Annotated in this window: 17 protein-coding genes; 1 reads left to right on the plus strand and 16 read right to left on the minus strand. The window is 43.1% G+C overall.

Annotated elements, in window-relative coordinates:
* Positions 1-340 precede the first annotated feature (340 nt).
* Positions 341-814 carry a DUF721 domain-containing protein gene (locus tag QNM16_RS20625; protein WP_284022176.1) on the plus strand — a complete coding sequence of 158 codons (474 nt, stop codon included), beginning with the start codon at positions 341-343 and terminating at the stop codon, positions 812-814.
* Between the two features lie 51 nt (positions 815-865).
* On the opposite strand, the gene lpxC is transcribed toward QNM16_RS20625, so the two are convergent.
* The 16 genes from lpxC to mraZ form a co-directional block, all read right to left on the minus strand.
* Positions 866-1,789, minus strand: a complete 924-nt coding sequence (lpxC, locus tag QNM16_RS20630; RefSeq protein WP_284022177.1) for a UDP-3-O-acyl-N-acetylglucosamine deacetylase — start codon at positions 1,787-1,789, stop codon at positions 866-868.
* Between the two features lie 77 nt (positions 1,790-1,866).
* Positions 1,867-3,123, minus strand: coding sequence for a cell division protein FtsZ (gene ftsZ / locus QNM16_RS20635; RefSeq protein WP_284022178.1), 1,257 nt, complete (start codon positions 3,121-3,123; stop codon positions 1,867-1,869).
* A gap of 21 nt (positions 3,124-3,144) precedes the next feature.
* Positions 3,145-4,377: a cell division protein FtsA gene (gene ftsA / locus QNM16_RS20640; RefSeq protein WP_039608215.1), complete on the minus strand. Its 1,233-nt coding sequence runs from the start codon at positions 4,375-4,377 to the stop codon at positions 3,145-3,147.
* Entirely contained in the window at positions 4,374-5,153 is a 780-nt protein-coding gene (locus QNM16_RS20645; protein WP_284022179.1) for a cell division protein FtsQ/DivIB, read from the minus strand. The genes ftsA and QNM16_RS20645 overlap by 4 nt, the downstream gene beginning before the upstream one ends.
* A 1-nt stretch (position 5,154) precedes the next feature.
* Positions 5,155-6,063 (minus strand): D-alanine--D-alanine ligase, encoded by a 909-nt coding sequence (locus QNM16_RS20650; RefSeq protein ID WP_284022180.1) that lies wholly within the window; start codon positions 6,061-6,063, stop codon positions 5,155-5,157.
* Positions 6,060-7,469: a UDP-N-acetylmuramate--L-alanine ligase gene (gene murC / locus QNM16_RS20655; RefSeq protein WP_284022286.1), complete on the minus strand. Its 1,410-nt coding sequence runs from the start codon at positions 7,467-7,469 to the stop codon at positions 6,060-6,062. The genes QNM16_RS20650 and murC overlap by 4 nt, the downstream gene beginning before the upstream one ends.
* Positions 7,470-7,506: 37 nt before the next feature.
* The gene (gene murG, locus QNM16_RS20660) at positions 7,507-8,571 is read right to left on the minus strand and encodes an undecaprenyldiphospho-muramoylpentapeptide beta-N-acetylglucosaminyltransferase (RefSeq protein WP_284022181.1); all 1,065 of its coding nucleotides are present in this window, start codon (positions 8,569-8,571) and stop codon (positions 7,507-7,509) included.
* Positions 8,568-9,743, minus strand: a complete 1,176-nt coding sequence (gene ftsW / locus QNM16_RS20665) for a cell division protein FtsW (protein ID WP_284022182.1) — start codon at positions 9,741-9,743, stop codon at positions 8,568-8,570. The genes murG and ftsW overlap by 4 nt, the downstream gene beginning before the upstream one ends.
* On the minus strand, positions 9,744-11,063 hold the full coding sequence (gene murD / locus QNM16_RS20670) for a UDP-N-acetylmuramoyl-L-alanine--D-glutamate ligase (protein WP_284022183.1): 1,320 nt from the start codon (positions 11,061-11,063) through the stop codon (positions 9,744-9,746).
* Complete coding sequence (mraY, locus tag QNM16_RS20675; RefSeq protein ID WP_284022184.1) at positions 11,064-12,146, minus strand: phospho-N-acetylmuramoyl-pentapeptide-transferase; 1,083 nt, start codon at positions 12,144-12,146, stop codon at positions 11,064-11,066.
* Positions 12,146-13,528, minus strand: coding sequence for a UDP-N-acetylmuramoyl-tripeptide--D-alanyl-D-alanine ligase (locus QNM16_RS20680; RefSeq protein WP_284022185.1), 1,383 nt, complete (start codon positions 13,526-13,528; stop codon positions 12,146-12,148). The genes mraY and QNM16_RS20680 overlap by 1 nt, the downstream gene beginning before the upstream one ends.
* A complete protein-coding gene (locus tag QNM16_RS20685; protein ID WP_284022287.1) occupies positions 13,525-14,988 on the minus strand; it encodes a UDP-N-acetylmuramoyl-L-alanyl-D-glutamate--2,6-diaminopimelate ligase in 1,464 nt (487 codons plus the stop codon). The genes QNM16_RS20680 and QNM16_RS20685 overlap by 4 nt, the downstream gene beginning before the upstream one ends.
* A complete protein-coding gene (locus QNM16_RS20690) occupies positions 14,981-16,795 on the minus strand; it encodes a peptidoglycan D,D-transpeptidase FtsI family protein (protein WP_284022186.1) in 1,815 nt (604 codons plus the stop codon). Before QNM16_RS20690 ends, QNM16_RS20685 begins: the two co-directional genes overlap by 8 nt.
* Positions 16,792-17,115 carry a cell division protein FtsL gene (gene ftsL / locus QNM16_RS20695; protein WP_063361405.1) on the minus strand — a complete coding sequence of 108 codons (324 nt, stop codon included), beginning with the start codon at positions 17,113-17,115 and terminating at the stop codon, positions 16,792-16,794. The genes QNM16_RS20690 and ftsL overlap by 4 nt, the downstream gene beginning before the upstream one ends.
* Positions 17,116-18,051, minus strand: coding sequence for a 16S rRNA (cytosine(1402)-N(4))-methyltransferase RsmH (rsmH, locus tag QNM16_RS20700; protein ID WP_284022187.1), 936 nt, complete (start codon positions 18,049-18,051; stop codon positions 17,116-17,118).
* Positions 18,052-18,073: 22 nt separating this feature from the next.
* Positions 18,074-18,532: a division/cell wall cluster transcriptional repressor MraZ gene (gene mraZ / locus QNM16_RS20705; RefSeq protein WP_284022188.1), complete on the minus strand. Its 459-nt coding sequence runs from the start codon at positions 18,530-18,532 to the stop codon at positions 18,074-18,076.
* Between the last annotated feature and the right edge of the window lie 274 nt (positions 18,533-18,806).

Consider the following 18,806-nt stretch of genomic DNA (forward strand, 5'->3'; position numbering starts at 1 on the left):
TCTGCAAACCACCTAAGCGAAAACTGTTCCTATTTAATAACATGTCTGCCGCAAAGGCGTTTCAAGAATACACGTAATAACGCATATGATCACTTAAATATTACCCATCGGATATGACGGTATTGTTTGGTAATTATGCAGATATGGGGATAACAGAGGAAAACTTCAAGTAGAATGTATAGCCAGTGCTTTTCTTCACAATTACAGACGAGTTTAAAGCTGCTGAGGCAATACCAAAAACAAAAAATAAGGTAGACTGTACACAGTACTAAAATAGTATTTATAAAAGTAATAGCGTGATCACACGTTGTTACTCTGGTCGTCTTTATGGAGTCTCAACATGGCGAAAAATAGATTTGATCCTAAATCGCTCTCTGAGCTTGCGCCAAAGTGGTCAAATAAACTCTCTAACTACATTGAGAAAGCACAAGATATTGCAGCTCTACAAGCACCTTTGAACAAAGCACTTGGTCCCATTTTAAGTAAAAAATGTCGAGTATCAAATTATCATCAAGGCACTTTATGTATTGAAGCCGCTTCTGCGACGCTTGCAACTCGCCTTGGGTACTTAAAGATGGAAATTCTCACAGAGTTTAGACAATCTGGTTTTCACGACTGCTGTCAGGTTAAAGTCACCACCAACCCTGAAGCTCAGCAGCGTCTCGCACAGCGCCCAGTCAAATCAAAGCCAATTCCTGAAAACCGACACAAACTCAGCGAGTCAACAGCTGAGCAACTTACTATGCTCGCAGAATCAGCGCCTGATGGATTAAAAGAAAGACTATTAAAATTAGCAAAGCATGCAAAAAAATAGCTGCTTTAAACTATCAATTAGACAAAAAAAATGACGCTTTCGCGTCATTTCTTATCCTGCTGTAACCTGTTGAGCAGCTTCCAGACCTGGCGCTGGCATGGTAACAGGTTCATCAAAGGTCACCCATTCCCACGCTTGCTCATTTGCCATTACTTCACGTAGTAGTTTATTATTCAAACCATGACCTGATTTGTAACATGTCACTTTACCTAAAATGTTATGACCCGTCATAAACAAGTCGCCTACACAATCCAAAATCTTATGCTTAACAAACTCATCTTTATAACGTAAACCGTTAGGGTTTAACACTTTGAAGTCATCCAACACAACAGCATTATCCATGCTACCGCCAAGTGCAAGATTGTTCGCATGCATGTACTCGATGTCTTTCATAAAACCAAAAGTACGTGCACGACTAATTTCTTCAGTAAAGCTTTGTGCAGTAATGTCTAGACCAATGCGCTGACGACTGGCATTAATAGCTGGGTGATCAAAAGCGATTTCAAAGTCGATATGAAAACCATCATATGGCTCTATTTCAGCCCACTTATCGCCTTCCTCAACACGTACCGTCTCTTTTAAACGGATAAAACGCTTAGCAACGTTTAGCTCAGCAATACCACCTTTTTGTAACAAATAGATAAATGGTAATGCACTACCATCCATAATTGGTACTTCGGCGCTATCGAGCTCAACAATCAAATTATCGATACCTAAAGCAGCAACTGCCGCAATTAAATGCTCAGTTGTAGATAGACGAACACCATCTTTGTTCGTTAAACAAGTACATAATTGCGTATCACCCACAGCTTCAGGGGTTGTCTCAAAATCGACAACAGGGTCTAGATCTACGCGACGAAACACGATACCCGTATTTGCGCTCGCAGGTCGGAGAGTGATCGTGACCTTTTCACCTTTGTGTAAACCTACACCTGTGGCTTTAACAACTTCAGCAATTGTACGTTGTTTAATCATATATTCGCCCACTTTAAGTTAATAGACCGCGGAGTGTATCATAATTAACACCCCATGCCAATCGGTCATTATTTATCCTAATCTGACTGTTTTCTCAAAAACGCTGGAATATCGAAATAATCACCTTTTTCTTTCTCACCAGACTCTTTTGGTTGTTCAGCCGTTTTAATCGTTTCTTTTACCGAAGCTGTGTTGGTATCAACATTAAACCCAGTAGCAGCATCATTCGTTGGTTGCGCTTCAACAGGTTTATTGCCTGCACCACCAAAACTTGGTACAAAGTCTTCGTTCGTGTGGCTTGGACCATGCGTGCCTGTAGCAGCTTGTCCAGCAAGACCTTGAATGCCTTTATCAACTATGCCAAATTGTGGTTTGCGATCGCCACCTAGACCTGTTGCAACAACGGTCACACGTAACTCATCACTCATTTCAGGGTCAATCACTGCACCTACTACAACTGTCGCGTTTTCAGATGCCAATGCTTTAACGTGATTACCTACCACTTCAAATTCTTCAATTGTGATGTCCATACCCGCAGTGATATTAACAAGGATGCCTTTTGCACCAGTCAGGTCAACATCTTCAAGTAATGGGCTTGAGATAGCTGCTTCGGCAGCTTCTTGCGCTCTGTCAGGGCCTGACGCCGCAGCCGTACCCATCATCGCAGTCCCCATAGCTGACATAACAGTTCTTACATCAGCAAAGTCCACATTAATCAAACCTGAACGAGTAATTAATTCTGCAATACCCTGAACCGCGCCGTACAAAACATCATTGGCTTTTGCAAATGCGTCTAATAATGTAGTGCCTTTGCCAAGTACTTTCAGTAACTTGTTGTTAGGAATTGTAATAAGCGAGTCTACAATTTCAGACAACTCACCAATGCCATGATCGGCCGCTGCCATGCGCTTTTTCCCTTCCAAATCAAATGGACGAGTAACAACAGCAACAGTCAAAATACCTAGCTCTTTCGCAACACGTGCAACCACAGGCGCAGCGCCAGTACCGGTACCGCCACCCATACCTGCTGCGATAAAGACCATGTCTGCACCTTCAAGGCTTGCCTTGATTGTTTCAACATCTTCTTCGGCTGCACTCTTGCCCACTTCAGGGTTAGCACCTGCACCTAAGCCTTGTGTAATTTGGGTACCTAACTGTACTGTTACATCCGCTGATGACTTTCTCAGTGCTTGTGCGTCTGTATTCGCGACGATGAAGCGCACACCTTCAATTTCTTGTTTTACCATGTGCTCAACAGCGTTACCGCCGCCGCCGCCAACACCAATTACTTTTATTACGGCTTCTTCGCCGTGTTGCTCCATAATATCAAACATCTTCACTCTCCGACTTGAGCTTTAAAACTCACCTTGGAACCATTTTGTTACTCGGCTCCACCAACCATCTTCGGCATCTACCTTCGCCTTTTGTGCATTTTTGGCTTGCAGCGTTCGGCCATATTGTAACAAACCTACCGCTGTTGCATATGCCGGATCATCAACATAATCTGTTAATCCTGTGATCCCAACAGGTTTTCCTATCCTTACAGGCATCTGAAATATGTCTTCAGCCACTTCCAGTGCCCCTTTCATTTTGGCGCTGCCACCTGTCATGACAACCCCAGCCGCAATTTGGTCTTCAAACCCTGAACGGCGAATTTCTTCTTGAACTAATTCAAATAGCTCTCTAAATCTTGGCTCAACCACTTCCGACAATGTGTGTCGCGACATTATACGCGAAGGTCTTCCCCCCACACTCGGTACTTCAATGGTTTCCTCAACACTGGCCATTTGACTGCTAGCAAATGCGTATTGTACCTTCAAAGACTCTGCATGTGAGAGCGGTGTTCTAAAAATTTTTGCAATATCTCCAGTAACCTGATTGCCAGCAACAGGGATGACTGCAGTGTGGCGTAACGCCCCATTGACATAAATCGCGATATCCATGGTACCCCCACCGATATCAACCACGGCTGCCCCCAGCTCTTTTTCATCTTCAGTTAAAACCGAGTAACAGGATGCCAAAGCCGTAAAAGTCAGTTGGTCAACTTCTAAACCACACCGTTCAACACATTTCTCGATATTCTTAGCCATATCATTTGAACAAGTAATGATATGTGCTTTAGCTTCCATCCGAACCCCACTCATACCGAGTGGATTTTTAATCCCTTCCTGCATATCAATGCTGTACTCTTGAGGCAGAGAGTGTAACATTTTACGTTCTGCTGAAATTGGAACAGAGCGTGCAATGTGAATCACATTAGCAATATCATCATCTGTTACTTCGGCATTGTTAATTGCAACAACACCACTCTCATTCTGGCACTGAATATGTTTACCAGATATCCCCAAATACACCGAGCTAATTCTGCAATCAGCCATTAACTCAGCTTCGTCGATCGCTCGCTTAATTGAGTCAGATACCAAGTTAAGGTCGTTTACACCACCTTTATCCATACCGTGCGCAACTTGGTTACCAACGCCAACAATACTTAATTGATTATCAGATGTGATCTCACCGACGGTAGCCACTACTTTTGCAGTGCCGACATCCAGCCCTATCACTAAGTTTCTTTCTGCTGACTTGGTCATGCTTTACTCTTATCTTTTTTCTCTTGTACCTGAGGGTATCTCCAGCTCACCGCCAGCCCTGTATCATAACGCAAATCAATCACATCAAGCAGTGCTCCGTCAGGTCTTTTTAACAACGGATACACATCTATGAATCTTTGCACTCTTTTGGCTTTTTCTTCTCTACCTAAATTCAGCTTGATGCCACTTTTTAGCCACAACTGCCAAGCAAAACGCTCAGATAAAGCCAAGCTTGTTAACTCAAATGAATTAACTGCAAGCATCTCTTTTAACTGCAAAAATGTTTCCCAAGCTTCTCCTTCGCTTCCTTCAGGTCCATACAGCTGAGGTAGACTCGCAGAGAGCTTATTACTGTCAGCTTGGAATAGTGTACCATTTGTATTTAACAGTGAGTCACTATTCCAATAGGCAACCGGTTTATGTTCAACCACATAAACTTGAATTGTATCAGGCCACTGTTTACGTACAGATACACTTGCAACCCAAGGCAAGTCTCTTACAGCAGCTTGAACAGCTTTTACATTCAATTGGAAAAAGCTGGTTAAATCCGTTTTTTTTATCGCATTAACAATGTCTCTCTCCTCGGTGTAAAGAGGATCTCCTAACACAGTTAATGTCTTAATTTGTGCATCTCTATGTTCAACCAGCCAATCACTCACCCAATAAACACTCTGCACCAACATCAATACAACACCGAGAAAAAAGCTAACTCCTAATGCGCGTGGCCAATTAAGACCTTTTATCGCAATAAACGCTTTTTTCATATTCGAGCGCATATTATAACGTTTGCTCCAAAATGCGAACGACTAACTGCTCAAAGTTAATACCTTGTGATTGAGCCGCTTTAGGTACCAGAGATGTTTCTGTCATCCCAGGTACTGTATTTACTTCTAATAAATAAAATTGTCCATTTGCATCTTGCATTGCATCAACTCGTCCCCAACCACTTGCACCAACTAGTTCAAATGCATGTAACGACATCACTTGAAGCTGTTCGGTATAAGCAGGTGTCAATTCTGCAGGGCAAATATACTCTGTCGTATTTTCTTTATACTTTGCCTGATAATCATAAAACCCACGTGGTGTACGCATTTCGATAACCGGAAGTGCCTGACCATCAAAGATACTGACAGTAAACTCACGCCCTTCAATCCATTGCTCAACCAATACTTGATTGTCAAACTTAAAAGCATCATTCAATGCCGCAATTAATGAGTTTTCATCATGCGCCTTTGCCATACCGACACTAGAGCCCTCATGACTTGGTTTTACCATGACCTCGCCAAGCTCATTAATAATTGCTTTAGCATCGTATCCGCTGTGTTTATCTACAACAGCATATTTAGCCGTACTGAGTTTGGCAGACTCAAACAAGTGCTTACAGCGAATTTTGTCCATCGCTAATGCACTACCTAACACACCACTGCCAGTATAAGGGATCCCCATAAACTCAAGCGCTCCTTGCACCGTGCCATCTTCTCCCCCTCTGCCATGTAAAGCAATAAATACACGCTTCACATTCAGTGAGGTAAGCTCAGAAATGCTACGCTGCGCTGGGTCAAATGCAATAACATCAACACCTTGGTTTTTCAGTGCGTCTACAACCGCCTTTCCCGAAGCTAAAGACACTTCGCGTTCTGCTGAGTTGCCACCAAGTAAAACGGCTACTTTACCAAATTGACTCATTGATTCTCCGCTTTCAACTTTTGCTTAGATAACTCAGTGGCAGCCAATTGCTTAACAATCTGGCCAATATTACCTGCCCCCTGAGTAATCACTAAATCTTTATCCTCGATTACATCTGCTAAAACATTCATTAATTCAGTATGTTCTGCTACATGGATGGGCTCAATTCCGCGCTGTCTTAGACTGCGACATAAGGCTTTACTATCTGCTCCCACAATAGGTGATTCACCTGCAGAATAAACATCCAACAAAATCAATTGATCAACTTCGCTAAGCACTTTAACGAATTCTTCATACAGATCTCTCGTACGTGTGTATCTATGAGGTTGGTAAAGCATAACTAATCTTTTATCTGGCCACCCTGCACGCGCAGCTTGAATAGTGACGGCAACTTCTGATGGGTGATGTCCGTAGTCATCCACCAACATCACTTCCCCAGAGTCATTATTAAACGTGCCATAATGCTGAAAACGACGCCCTATTCCAGCAAACTCTTTTAGCGCGACTTGTATCGCCATATTTTCGATATCGTGATCTCTTGCAATCGCAATGGCAGCTGTTGCATTTAACGCGTTATGTTTACCCGGCATATTCAATCTGATGTCTATGCTAAAGCCCGATTTATGAATCACAGTAAAACGACAACTTTCTACATGCTGTACATAATCAACCATGCGGTAGTCAGCATCTTCGCTTTCACCATACGTGATGGTTGGCCTTGCAAATCTTGGTAATAACTCCCTTACCACAGGTGAGTCAATGCATACCACAGCTAACCCATAAAAAGGTAAATTATGTATAAAGTCGATATAGGTATCTTTGAGCTTTTCAAAGTCACCGCCATACGTATCCATATGATCAGCTTCAATGTTTGTGATCACAGACGCCATTGGCTGTAAGTGAAGGAATGACGCATCACTTTCATCAGCTTCAGCGATCAGTACGTCACTGCTTCCAACTTTTGCATTGCTACCAGCACTATTGAGTAGTCCGCCAATAATAAATGTTGGATCAAGCTGTGCTTCTGCAAAAATGCTTGCAATTAGACTCGTCGTCGTTGTTTTACCATGTGTGCCAGCAACAGCTATACCGTGTCTAAAACGCATTAACTCTGCTAGCATCTCTGCACGTCTTACAACAGGTACACGCGCCTGTTGTGCAGCAACAATCTCTGGGTTTGCCGTATCAATTGCACTAGACACAACGACCACATCAGCATCAGTGACATTCGCAGCATCATGACCAATAAAAATCTCAGCCCCAACTTTTAATAAACGTTCTGTCATCGCATTTTGTGCGATATCTGAACCTGTGATCCGGTAACCTTCATAGGCTAACACTTCCGCTATACCGCCCATACCCGCACCGCCAATTCCAATAAAATGAATGGTATTGATGCGTCTCATAGCTCGGCGATATTTATTCTCTTTCACAACTTTCTCTTCAACTTGTAACTTGTTCAATTATTTCGACCACAGACTTAGTCGCATTGAGCTGTGCGCACATTTTAGCCCGCTTCGCTTTTTCTTCAATTAAGTGTGGCTCGTCAAAATATGGCTTTAACAGCGTCACCATACTTGTCTTATTTAATTCTTGTTGCGGCATGATTAGTGCCGCATGTTCATCAACTAACGCCCGCGCATTTAATGTCTGATGATCATCGACAGCATGAGGCAAGGGTACGAACACCGCCATTTTTCCTGCCGCAGCCACTTCACTGACAGTTAAAGCGCCAGCGCGGCAGATTATCATATCAGCCCATTCATAGGCTTGATCCATATTTTCGATAAACTCAGTGACTTTATATGTAAACTCACCTTGTGAATAACTTTGGGTCACCGACTCTCCATTGCCTTTGCCACTTTGATGCCAAACAGATAGTGCTCTTCCAGTCGACTGACTTAATAATGAAAAGACACTTGGCAGTGCGTCATTTAGGGCCTTTGCCCCCAGAGAGCCACCTACCACTAAACAATTTATTTGCTGCGCAACAGGTCTAACTTTAATCTGTGCAACAGACTCTCTAATTGGATTGCCCACTACGTCATGTTGCTTGCCAGCAAATGCGCCGTTAAATGCGCATAAAACACGAGTTGCGAGCTTGGCGAGCAACCGATTACTCAAACCAGCCACAGCATTTTGCTCGTGAATGATAAGTGGTACGCCCAACATTTTTGCCGCAATACCAACCGGTCCAGTCACATACCCACCCATTGCGAGAACCGCATCAGGTTTTTGAGTTTTAATGATTTTTCTCGCAGCATAAATGGCTTTCAGTATCATAATAGGTGCTTTCAAAAGGCGCTTAATACCATTGCCTCTTAGCCCCTTTACTTTAATGTAATCAATCTCAATTCCATGTTTTGGCACCACTTGCGATTCCATTCTATCTTCAGTGCCAACCCAAGAAACTTCCCAGCCAAGTTGTTTTAAGTTTTCTGCAACAGCAATACCAGGGAAAATATGTCCGCCAGTGCCGCCAGCAGCTACTAATAATCGCCTGCTCATCGCTTACTGCCTCTCGATGTTGCTTGCCTTGTCGACATTTTGGTTTCAAAATCTATGCGCTGTAATAGCCCAGCGGCAATAGTCATCACCAGTAAACTTGATCCGCCATAAGAAACAAACGGTAATGTCAGCCCCTTTGTCGGGAGCATACCTGCACTGGCTCCTACATTAACCAAGGTTTGAAATGCAAACCAAATACCAATTCCTAACGCCAAATAGCCTTCATATTCTTTTTGTGATTTCAGTGCTTGCTGACCGATGATAAGGGCTCTAAAAACCAAGGTCCCTAACATTAACAGCACACAAACAACACCCATGAAACCAAGCTCTTCAGCTATCACGGCAAAAATGAAATCATTATGCGCTTCTGGCAGATACTGTAGCTTTTGCACACTGTTACCTAAGCCTTGGCCAAACCAACCGCCTTGCCCATAGGCCATCAAAGACTGAACAAGTTGATAACCTTTGCCAAAAGGATCTTTCCAAGGTTCCAGAAAACCTACAACCCTAGCCATACGATAAGGCTCAAAGATAATCAGCATAATCACTAAAAAAACACCTGTCAGCATCAGCACAAAAAACTGCCAAAGCTTTGCACCTGCAAGAAATAGTAAGCCAACGGTAGTCACAAAAATAACAACCACAGTGCCCAAATCAGGCTGCATTAGAATGAGAAAAGCATACACAGCAAATACCACGATAGGCTTTGCAAAACCTTTGATATTTTCTTGTACTTCATCTCGCTTACGTACTAAGTAGCCTGCGATGTAACTGATAAAAAACAATTTTGCGACTTCTGCAGCTTGTATACCGACGGGACCAACTGGGATCCATCTTCTTGCCCCATTTGCTTCACGGCCAATGATCAAGACCAAAATCAGCATCAATACACCGAGTAATAACAAATAAGGATTAAAGCGCTTCCACCACATCATGGATACAGAGGTGCTTAACCAAAATAAGATCATCCCCATAAACAAGAACATGCCGTGACGCACTATGATGTGATAAGGGTTATCAAATAAGCGCTCTGCAACTGGCATAGAGGCACTTGTGACCATCACAAACCCAACTCCGATTAGGCATAACATGGCGTAAAGTAAAGGTAAATCAAATAGAGTATCTGACTTCTTAAACTCAAAAATGCCTTTCAGGTTGATGGTCGCAATCATTTATAGCTCCTCAACCAACTTGCAAAACTCATCACCGCGAGCCATGTAATTTGGATACATATCAATGCTTGCACAAGCTGGTGCTAAGAGCACAATGTCGCCTGCTTGCGCCAACTGACTTGCGCCAATTACAGCCTCATGTAAAGACGTAACAAGATGACTGTGCGTGTGCATAGACGAAAACAAAGCACCATCTTTGCCAAAGCAATAAATTGCTCTACAGTACTTTTGGATTGGCAGGCCAAGTGGACTCACATCAGCGCCTTTAGCGTCTCCGCCTACAATCAAAATAATCTTATTGGCATCAGTATATAGGCTTTCAAGTGCACTCACCGTGGCACCGACATTGGTCGCTTTTGAATCATTAAAATATTTAACCCCAGTAACCTCTGCGACTAACTGACAGCGATGCGACAAGCCTGTGAAGCTTGAAAACGCATCCTTAAAAGCTTGGAGATTGATTTTAAATGGGGACAATAGCGCCATGACTGCCAGCGCATTAAATTGATTATGCTTTCCTGACAGGGCCAAATGCTCAACAGCTAAAGTCGGTTGACCATACACACTAAAGAAAGACCCCTTTGGCGTGTCTGTGAGACAATAATCTGCATTGCCCAACCCAACGCTCACTGCATGCGTATGTGGTAAAAACGTTTTTTCATCTTCTAAATTGTAAACTAAACACTCAGTTTGCTGATAGATACGTTTTTTCGCCGCACAATAAGCATCAAAATCAGGATATCTATCCATGTGATCTTCTGTGATATTCAGGATCATCGCACTGGTACACTTCAGGCTATCAGTTGTTTCGAGTTGAAAACTAGAAAGCTCTAATATGATCACATCAAGATCACGCTCAAGCAGCTCTAATACCGAAGTACCAATATTGCCACCCAAGCCAACTTTTAACCCTGCTGATTGACACACTGCATGAGCAAGACTGACGACCGTTGATTTACCGTTTGAGCCTGTTACCGCAACTACCGGTGTTGAGTTTAAACGAGCAAATAGCTCAACATCACCAATGACTTCTGCGCCATGTGCAATTGCCTCTGCGACATACCTATCATATAGCGGGATCCCAGGACTAATAATGATCACATCGGTATCAACTAAAGCGCCCTCGGCAAGAGGGCCAAATACCGCCTCACAATCAGGGGCATTATGGGCTAGCCAATCGGCACCGGGCGGCACAGCACGCGTATCCACAACTTTTGGCACAATATCATGTTGTAGTAAAAAGCGTACGGTACCTAAGCCCGATATACCGAGCCCAAGTACTGTCACTGTTTTTTGCTTCAACGAATCTAAATAACTCATTTATCTTATCTTTAACGTCGCCAAACCAGCTAATACTAAGATGAAAGAAATGATCCAAAAGCGCACAATAACACGTGGCTCTGGCCATCCTTTAAGTTCATAATGATGGTGTATTGGTGCCATCCTAAAAATACGCTGCCCTCGAAGCTTATACGAGCCCACTTGTAAGATTACAGATAGCGCTTCCATTACAAATACACCACCCATAATCACCAACACCAACTCTTGTCGAACTAAAATTGCTATGATCCCAAGCGCACCACCTAGAGCTAACGAACCAACATCGCCCATAAAAACTTGAGCTGGATAAGTGTTAAACCATAAAAACCCAAGTCCTGCGCCCACAATAGCCGTACAAACAACAACGAGTTCGCTCGCCAATGGTAAATGAGGAATGTGGAGATAATTTGAGAAGTTCACATTACCCGTTAAATAGGCAATGATCGCCAGCGCAGCAGCAACTAAAATAGTCGGTACAATGGCCAATCCATCTAAGCCATCGGTCAAGTTCACTGCGTTAGACGTACCCACTATCACAAAATAACTCATGACGAGGTAAAAAAGCCCAAGCTGTGGCAATACATCTTTGAAAAAAGGCACAACCAAAGACGTTTCTTCAGGCGACGTAGTGGTTGAATATAAAAATGCAGCGACAGAGATGGCAATAACCGATTGCCAAAAATACTTCCATCGAGCAATGAGTCCTTTACTGTCTTTACGTATCACTTTCCTGTAATCATCAACGAAGCCAACAATACCCAAAGAGCCGATCACAAATAAGGTTACCCACACATATTTATTGCTTAGATCGCCCCACATCAAGGAACTGACGAAGATCGCTGCCAAAATAAGCAGACCACCCATGGTTGGCGTGCCAGATTTAGACAAATGTGATTCAGGGCCATCATCTCGCACAGTTTGCCCAATTTGCATACGTTGCAAAGCACGAATAAGCTTTGGACCGAAATACAATGAGATAAGTAAGGCGGTCAAGATCCCTAAAATAGCGCGTACGGTCAAATAGGAAAAGATATTAAATCCACTGTAGTATTGCGTTAAATACTCTGCTAACCAAACTAACATTATCTGTCCCCACGTTCTGAGTTTGTATGCGCTGAAATAAGATCAGCGACCAATAGCTCCATGCGGGCACTACGCGATCCTTTTACAAGCAAAGTGCATTGGCTTGTCTCGTTTTCAATAAATTGGGAAAGTACCTCAAGCATATGTTCACGTGTTGAAAAGTGACGATTAGGCTGCTCAAATACTTGACTTGCATAGCGACTCAATACCCCTAAAGTGAACACCGCATCAATACCTTGCTGCTGGGCAAACTCGCCCACTTCTTGATGGTAAGCCCTTGCTTCTTCACCCAACTCAGCCATGTCACCTAGCGCTAATACGCGAGTACCAGGCATGTCTTTTAATAATTCAATTGCGGCTTTCACTGAGCGTACATTGGCGTTGTAAGTATCATCCACTACACGTAACGCGCTTGAAACATCTATCACATTCACTCGCCCTTTTACGACTGGCATGTCTTTCAATGCAATAGCGATATCTTGCAACGAAGTACCAAATGGTAAAGTAAGCGATGCGGCAATCACTGCATTCATCACATTGTGCTTGCCTGGTAGCGCCAATTTCACTTGCTGAGTTGCTTTCTCTGTACAAAGCGTAAACTCGGCACAGCCAAATTCATCTAACTGAATGCCTTCCGCCCACACATCCAATTTATCTTGCATTGAGAAGCGCTTAATAGACTGCTGGCCCAGACTGGCTTCCCACATAGGCGCAAACTCGCTATCACAGTTTATAATCGCCACACCCTGGTCTTTAAGCCCACCAAAGATTTCGCCTTTTGCTTGGCCAATACCTTCAATAGAGCCAAATCCCTCTAAATGAGACGGCGCAACATTGCATACCACAGCCACATCAGGTTTCGTTAAGCCGCTAGTGTAAGCAATTTCACCAATGTGGTTTGCACCTAATTCTATCACCGCATATTCGTCATCTTCTGATAAACGAAGTAATGTCAAAGGCACGCCAATGTCATTATTGAAATTGCCTTTGGTAGCAAGCACTTTACCGCGTCTAGATAAAATAGCTGCGGTCATCTCTTTTACTGTGGTTTTCCCCACACTACCAGTTATCGCCACTGTCTTTGGAGCGACGTGTTGCATCACTGCTTGACCCAACTCTCCCAGAGCTTTACGTGTATCCGATACAATAAATTGCACAATATCCACATCGACAGGCTCTGAAACAATTGCCGCTATTGCTCCTTTTTGCTTTGCTTGTTCAACAAATTTATGGCCATCGAAATTAGCACCTTTTAGTGCTAAAAAAACCTCATTATCGGTTATTGTTCTTGTATCTGTATTTATGTTGGCAACCGCCAAATTCTGCCCACAAAAAGGGGCCTCAAGTACTTCTGCAAGCCAAGAAAAATCCATCTTGATCATGCACTTTCCCCCTGTAATATTGATTTCACCAAACTCCTATCACAAAAGCTCAGCGTTTGATTTCCTATAATTTGATAGTCTTCATGCCCTTTTCCAGCGATCAATACTACACTGTCTTGATCAGCGTGTTTGATTGCATATCGAATGGCTTGCTCTCTATCTGGTTGTGACACAGCATACTCAGGTTCACTGAGCCCAGCCTTAATGTCATCTATTATTGTGTTTGGATCTTCACTTCGAGGGTTATCAGAGGTTATGACCACAGTGTCAGCAAATTGCTCAGCAGCCTTGGCCATTAATGGTCTTTTTCCTTTATCTCGGTCTCCACCACAACCAAATACGCAACTTACTTTTCCAGGAACATGTTGTTGTAGTGCTTTCAATGCAAGCTCTAACGCTTCTGGGGTATGTGCATAATCTACAATACAAGTTGGGAACCCTGATGATCTAAATGCTTGCATGCGACCATCGACTGGCTCTAACTTAGCCACAGCTGTTTTCAACTTCGTCAGTTTGTAATTTTGTACCAATAGTGCGGCAATCGCTGCTGCTAAATTATAAACATTAAACAGCCCGTACAAATTTGTAGTGATCTCTGCGTCGCCCCAAGAAGTATCAAGCTTTAGAGAAATACCATTTTGATCGCACACCACTTGGTGAAAAAAAACGTAGTGCTGATATGAATGAGAATCTGGCTTTTGTCCATATACGATACACTCATCTAATGCGAGATCCCCTAACCATTGTCGGGCATACATATCATCGATGTTGAGCACTTTGTATTTCGCTGAACTTTCAGTAAATAGACGCTTTTTCGCTTTCGCATAACTGTCCATATCACCGTGATAATCTAAATGATCACGGCTTAAATTAGTGAACACCGCGACGTCAAATTCAACCTGCTCAGTTCTACCTTGAACAATCCCATGAGATGACACTTCCATAGCCACTTGATTAAAATCAGTCTGCAACTCACTGAAAATCTGCTGCAATAAAACTGCGGAAGGTGTTGTATTGTGTAAAGGGGTTAATGCATCTGGTGCACCATAACCCAATGTCCCTATCACAGCACTGGGAGTACCACACTGTGCTGCCAAACTCGCGATCATCGCAGTCGTCGTCGATTTACCATTCGTGCCAGTGACTCCTACCACAGACATCGCCGCACTTGGCGTTTGGTAAAACAGCGCTGCAATACGAGCTAGGTTTTTCTTCAACTGCGCAATGCGTATGATAGGTATTGATATCGCATCGACATCGGCTTGCTCATCAACTAAAACGCATGCTGCGCCATGCTCGGCAGCCATTGAAATAAATTTCGTGCCATCTAATTGATGCCCTGAAATGGCAATAAAGCAATCCCCTTCGGACACCTCTCGGCTATCTAAACGCAATGCATTTACAAATATTTGTGGACTCACTACCCCAAAATTTTTGAGTACTTCAGTTAAGTCACGCATCATCATTTTTTCCTGAGATATACGCCACACGATCTTTGTCAGGTGCGACATTTAACATACGTAATGAATTAGAGACGATTTCAGCAAAGACAGGGCCCGCTGTTTGACCGCCATAATAGACATCACCACCGGGCTCATTCACCATCACGACAACAGCCAAACGCGGATCACTCACAGGAGCAACCCCCGCAAAATAGCCGACATATTCATCACCGTACCCACCAGCAATGGCTTTTTCAGATGTACCCGTTTTACCCGCAGCACGATAACCATCCACTTTAATCATCGATGCCGTGCCGCCTTTTTCAAAAATGGACTCCATCATAGTAATGACTGCTTTTGTATCTTCTTCTTTGAAAATACGCTCTCCTGGTTGGGGTTCATCTTGCTTAAGAATGGTTAGTGGCCTAGAAATACCACCAGCACCAATAGTTGCATATAACCTTGCAATTTGAGCAGTACTGGCAGACACCGCATAACCATATGACAATGTGGCTATTTCAAAATCCGACCACCTTCTGTTTGGATAAAATAAGCCTGAACTTTCTCCAATCATCATGGTGCCAGTGTCTTCACCAAACCCTGCTTTTTGATACATACCAACAAAGTAATCTTTCGGTAGCTTTTGACTGATCTTTGCGACGCCCATATTGCTCGATACTTTGAGGATTTCACGCAATGACATTTTACCATGATTACGCGTATCTTTTACTAGGCTTCCACCAAGCCGCATCCACCCAGGGAATGTATCAATCGTTTCATCCGCTGTTATCGCGCCGTACTCAAGCCCCGCCAGAATTGCCAGTGGTTTGAGTGTTGAGCCCGGCTCAAATAAATCAGTGATCGCACGATTTCTGCGCTTGTAAGGCGCTGCTGTACTCATATCATTTGGGTTAAAGCTCGGACTATTCACCATCGCGAGTATTTCGCCAGTATGCACATCCACCACCATTGCTGAGCCTGAAGTGGCTTGATACGTTAATACTGCAGATTTTAAAGCAACATAAGCGATGGTTTGAATACGATGATCGATGCTAAGATGAATATCTTCTGGCTCAACGCGCTCTTCTTCTGAAAGCACTTGTACCTCACGCCCCTGTGCATCTTTGCGTATTGTTCGCAAACCTTCTGTCCCCGTTAATGCAGAGTCAAAGCGTTTCTCGATACCTTCAATACCAATGCCATCAATATTCGTTACGCCTAACACATGAGCGGCAATCTCACCACTTGGGTAAAACCGTTTCGACTCATCAAGCAGGTGAATCCCAGGTAAGCGCATTTGGCGAATGTATTTTGCAACAGCAGGCGTCACCTGTCGCTTCAAATAAACAAACCTACGTTTAGCGTTACCACGTAATTTGTGATTCACTTGCTCAGTAGGCAGTTGCAATACATCAGAGAGTTCACGCCAACGCGCCTGTGCTTGATAAAGTGCTTGAGTACGCTCTTTAAGCACAACTTCATTATCTGCAAGTGCAACATGATCTTCGCGATTTTTTCTCGCTTGCCGTAAAACTCGCTTTTTCAATGCTTTATCTAATGCATAAGGATCCGCATAAACGCTGACAACTGGGACACTCACGGCAAGCTCTTTGCCATTGCGATCGTAGATCATGCCACGCTGAACATGTAACGTTTCCTTTCTAACTGTGCGCTTGGCATTTTCTTCTCGCGCTTTATCAGGCTCAATCACCTGTAAGTAAGCTGCTCTGGCAATCAAAGCTAAAAACACTGACACCAACATCACGCATACAAGTACAAAGCGCCACGCTATTAAGTTTTGCGTCGGTTTATTTTTGTTCTTCATGGCAACTCAATAACCTGCTCTTCTTTACTCGTGGGACGCAACATTTTTAATTGTGTTTTCGCGATTTCTTCAATTCTTGCGTGCTGTGAGTAAAACTCTTCTTCTACCAATAGATAGCGCCACTCTAGATCTAGCTCATCCCTTTGTTGAAGTAACTTGTCCTGCAAAATCAATTGCTGTCTCGTTGAGTGTGTAATTTGAACCACGATCAGTGCCGACACAAATACACTCACTAGCAGTAAAAACGTCAGCTTATTTGCCAAGAGCACTTGGCAAATCTCCAGAAATAGCTGAGGTTGACGTTGTGCAGGCTTTGCCATTTAGAGTTTCTCAGCTATACGCAAAACAGAGCTTCTCGCCCTTGGGTTATGCTTAATTTCTTCATTGCTAGGCTTGATTGCCTTGCCAATGGCTTTTAACGTTAAATCTTTATTTATTTGATCATCCGTCAGTGGTAAGCCTCTCGGAATAGCCTCTCCTTTACTTTGCTTTTTGATAAATTGTTTAACAATCCTATCTTCAAGTGAATGGAAGGAGATCACAACTAGACGACCACCAGGTTTAAGTACATCTAACGATGCAGCAAGCGCCGTTTGAATTTCCTCTAACTCACTATTGATATAGATTCGAATGGCCTGAAATGTTCGAGTAGCAGGGTGTTTGTGTTTATCTTTAACCGGCACAGCTTCGTCAATGAGATCTGCCAGTTGTTTCGTGGTTGTGATATCAGTTTCTGCACGTGTCTCGATGATTTTGTGCGCTATGCGTCTAGCAAACTTCTCTTCGCCATACTTTTTAATCACAAAAACCATATCTTCTAGCTCTGCCTCAGCTAGCCACTGAGCAGCACTGCGCCCTGCATCAGGGTTCATCCGCATATCAAGCGGACCATCTTTCATAAAGCTAAAACCACGGCCTGCATCATCTAGCTGTGGTGATGACACACCAATATCAAGCAAAATACCATCAACTTTGCCAGTTAGATCAGCTTCTTGAGCGACTTGCGCAATATTAGAAAAGCGATTGTGTGCAATTGAAAAGCGAGTATCTTCTGCAAACTTTTGCGCAGCTTTGATCGCCTGAGGATCTTGATCAATGGCTTGTAATCGCCCTGACTCTCCCAAGCGCTTCAGAATTTGGCCCGAGTGGCCACCTCGGCCAAAAGTGCCATCAATATAAATACCATTGGACTTAATATCCAGTGCATCAAGCGTTTCATCCATTAACACTGATATATGTTCGAATTCTGAACTCATAATTGTGAGCTACACCTGTACTCTATAAAGAAAAACCATCAAGATCTGAACTTTCTTCCACGTCGCCACTACGCTCAATCTCTGTATCGAGTCGCATTTGCTCATTCCAACGTGCTTCATCCCAAATCTCAAACTTATTTAGTAGGCCAACAAGCATCAGCTTCTTACCTAAATTTGCATAACTGCGTAATGCCGGTGCTAATAAAATGCGACCGTTTTTATCCAATTGATATTCAGTAGCATGCCCTAACAGCATTCTTTGCCACCTTCTCACCCGAGGGTTTGTATTTGATAATTTTTGTAATCGAGCCTCAATGTCCTGCCATTCAGATAATGGATATATCCAAAGGCAAGGTTCATTTATCGCAATGGTACAAATAACGGTGCCCATTTCTTCAGACAACAAGGAATCGCGATACTTAGTTGGTATCGAAAAGCGCCCTTTATCATCGAGGCTTATTAGGTTCGCGCCGCGAAACATATCGCCGCTACCTCACAAGCTAAGAAATGTACATTTTGATCCAAATTGATCCACTTTAACCCACATTCTACCACAATTGACAAGTCTAGGGCTTGACAAGCTGTTTTGTCAAGCTATGACACCTTTAGAAAAAACGCTAAGATCTAGAAAAAATCAGGCTTTCAAAGACGTTTTTTAACTACGTGGTAAAAAGTGGGAAGCATCTGGAATAAAGTGAAAATTAATATTTAATTTGTCCAGAATCAGTATACTAAGAATGAAAAATATCCAGCCA

Origin of the sequence: Pseudoalteromonas umbrosa (assembly GCF_030125375.1) — a bacterium.
In the GTDB taxonomy this organism is placed as follows: domain Bacteria; phylum Pseudomonadota; class Gammaproteobacteria; order Enterobacterales; family Alteromonadaceae; genus Pseudoalteromonas; species Pseudoalteromonas umbrosa.

Coding starts and splice junctions, on each gene's coding strand:
- QNM16_RS20625 (WP_284022176.1), top strand. CDS start 341: ATGGCGAAAAATAGATTTGATCCTAAATCGCTCTCTGAGCTTGCGCCA.
- lpxC (WP_284022177.1), bottom strand. CDS start 1,789: ATGATTAAACAACGTACAATTGCTGAAGTTGTTAAAGCCACAGGTGTA.
- ftsZ (WP_284022178.1), bottom strand. CDS start 3,123: ATGTTTGATATTATGGAGCAACACGGCGAAGAAGCCGTAATAAAAGTA.
- ftsA (WP_039608215.1), bottom strand. CDS start 4,377: ATGACCAAGTCAGCAGAAAGAAACTTAGTGATAGGGCTGGATGTCGGC.
- QNM16_RS20645 (WP_284022179.1), bottom strand. CDS start 5,153: ATGCGCTCGAATATGAAAAAAGCGTTTATTGCGATAAAAGGTCTTAAT.
- QNM16_RS20650 (WP_284022180.1), bottom strand. CDS start 6,063: ATGAGTCAATTTGGTAAAGTAGCCGTTTTACTTGGTGGCAACTCAGCA.
- murC (WP_284022286.1), bottom strand. CDS start 7,469: ATGAGACGCATCAATACCATTCATTTTATTGGAATTGGCGGTGCGGGT.
- murG (WP_284022181.1), bottom strand. CDS start 8,571: ATGAGCAGGCGATTATTAGTAGCTGCTGGCGGCACTGGCGGACATATT.
- ftsW (WP_284022182.1), bottom strand. CDS start 9,743: ATGATTGCGACCATCAACCTGAAAGGCATTTTTGAGTTTAAGAAGTCA.
- murD (WP_284022183.1), bottom strand. CDS start 11,063: ATGAGTTATTTAGATTCGTTGAAGCAAAAAACAGTGACAGTACTTGGG.
- mraY (WP_284022184.1), bottom strand. CDS start 12,146: ATGTTAGTTTGGTTAGCAGAGTATTTAACGCAATACTACAGTGGATTT.
- QNM16_RS20680 (WP_284022185.1), bottom strand. CDS start 13,528: ATGATCAAGATGGATTTTTCTTGGCTTGCAGAAGTACTTGAGGCCCCT.
- QNM16_RS20685 (WP_284022287.1), bottom strand. CDS start 14,988: ATGCGTGACTTAACTGAAGTACTCAAAAATTTTGGGGTAGTGAGTCCA.
- QNM16_RS20690 (WP_284022186.1), bottom strand. CDS start 16,795: ATGAAGAACAAAAATAAACCGACGCAAAACTTAATAGCGTGGCGCTTT.
- ftsL (WP_063361405.1), bottom strand. CDS start 17,115: ATGGCAAAGCCTGCACAACGTCAACCTCAGCTATTTCTGGAGATTTGC.
- rsmH (WP_284022187.1), bottom strand. CDS start 18,051: ATGAGTTCAGAATTCGAACATATATCAGTGTTAATGGATGAAACGCTT.
- mraZ (WP_284022188.1), bottom strand. CDS start 18,532: ATGTTTCGCGGCGCGAACCTAATAAGCCTCGATGATAAAGGGCGCTTT.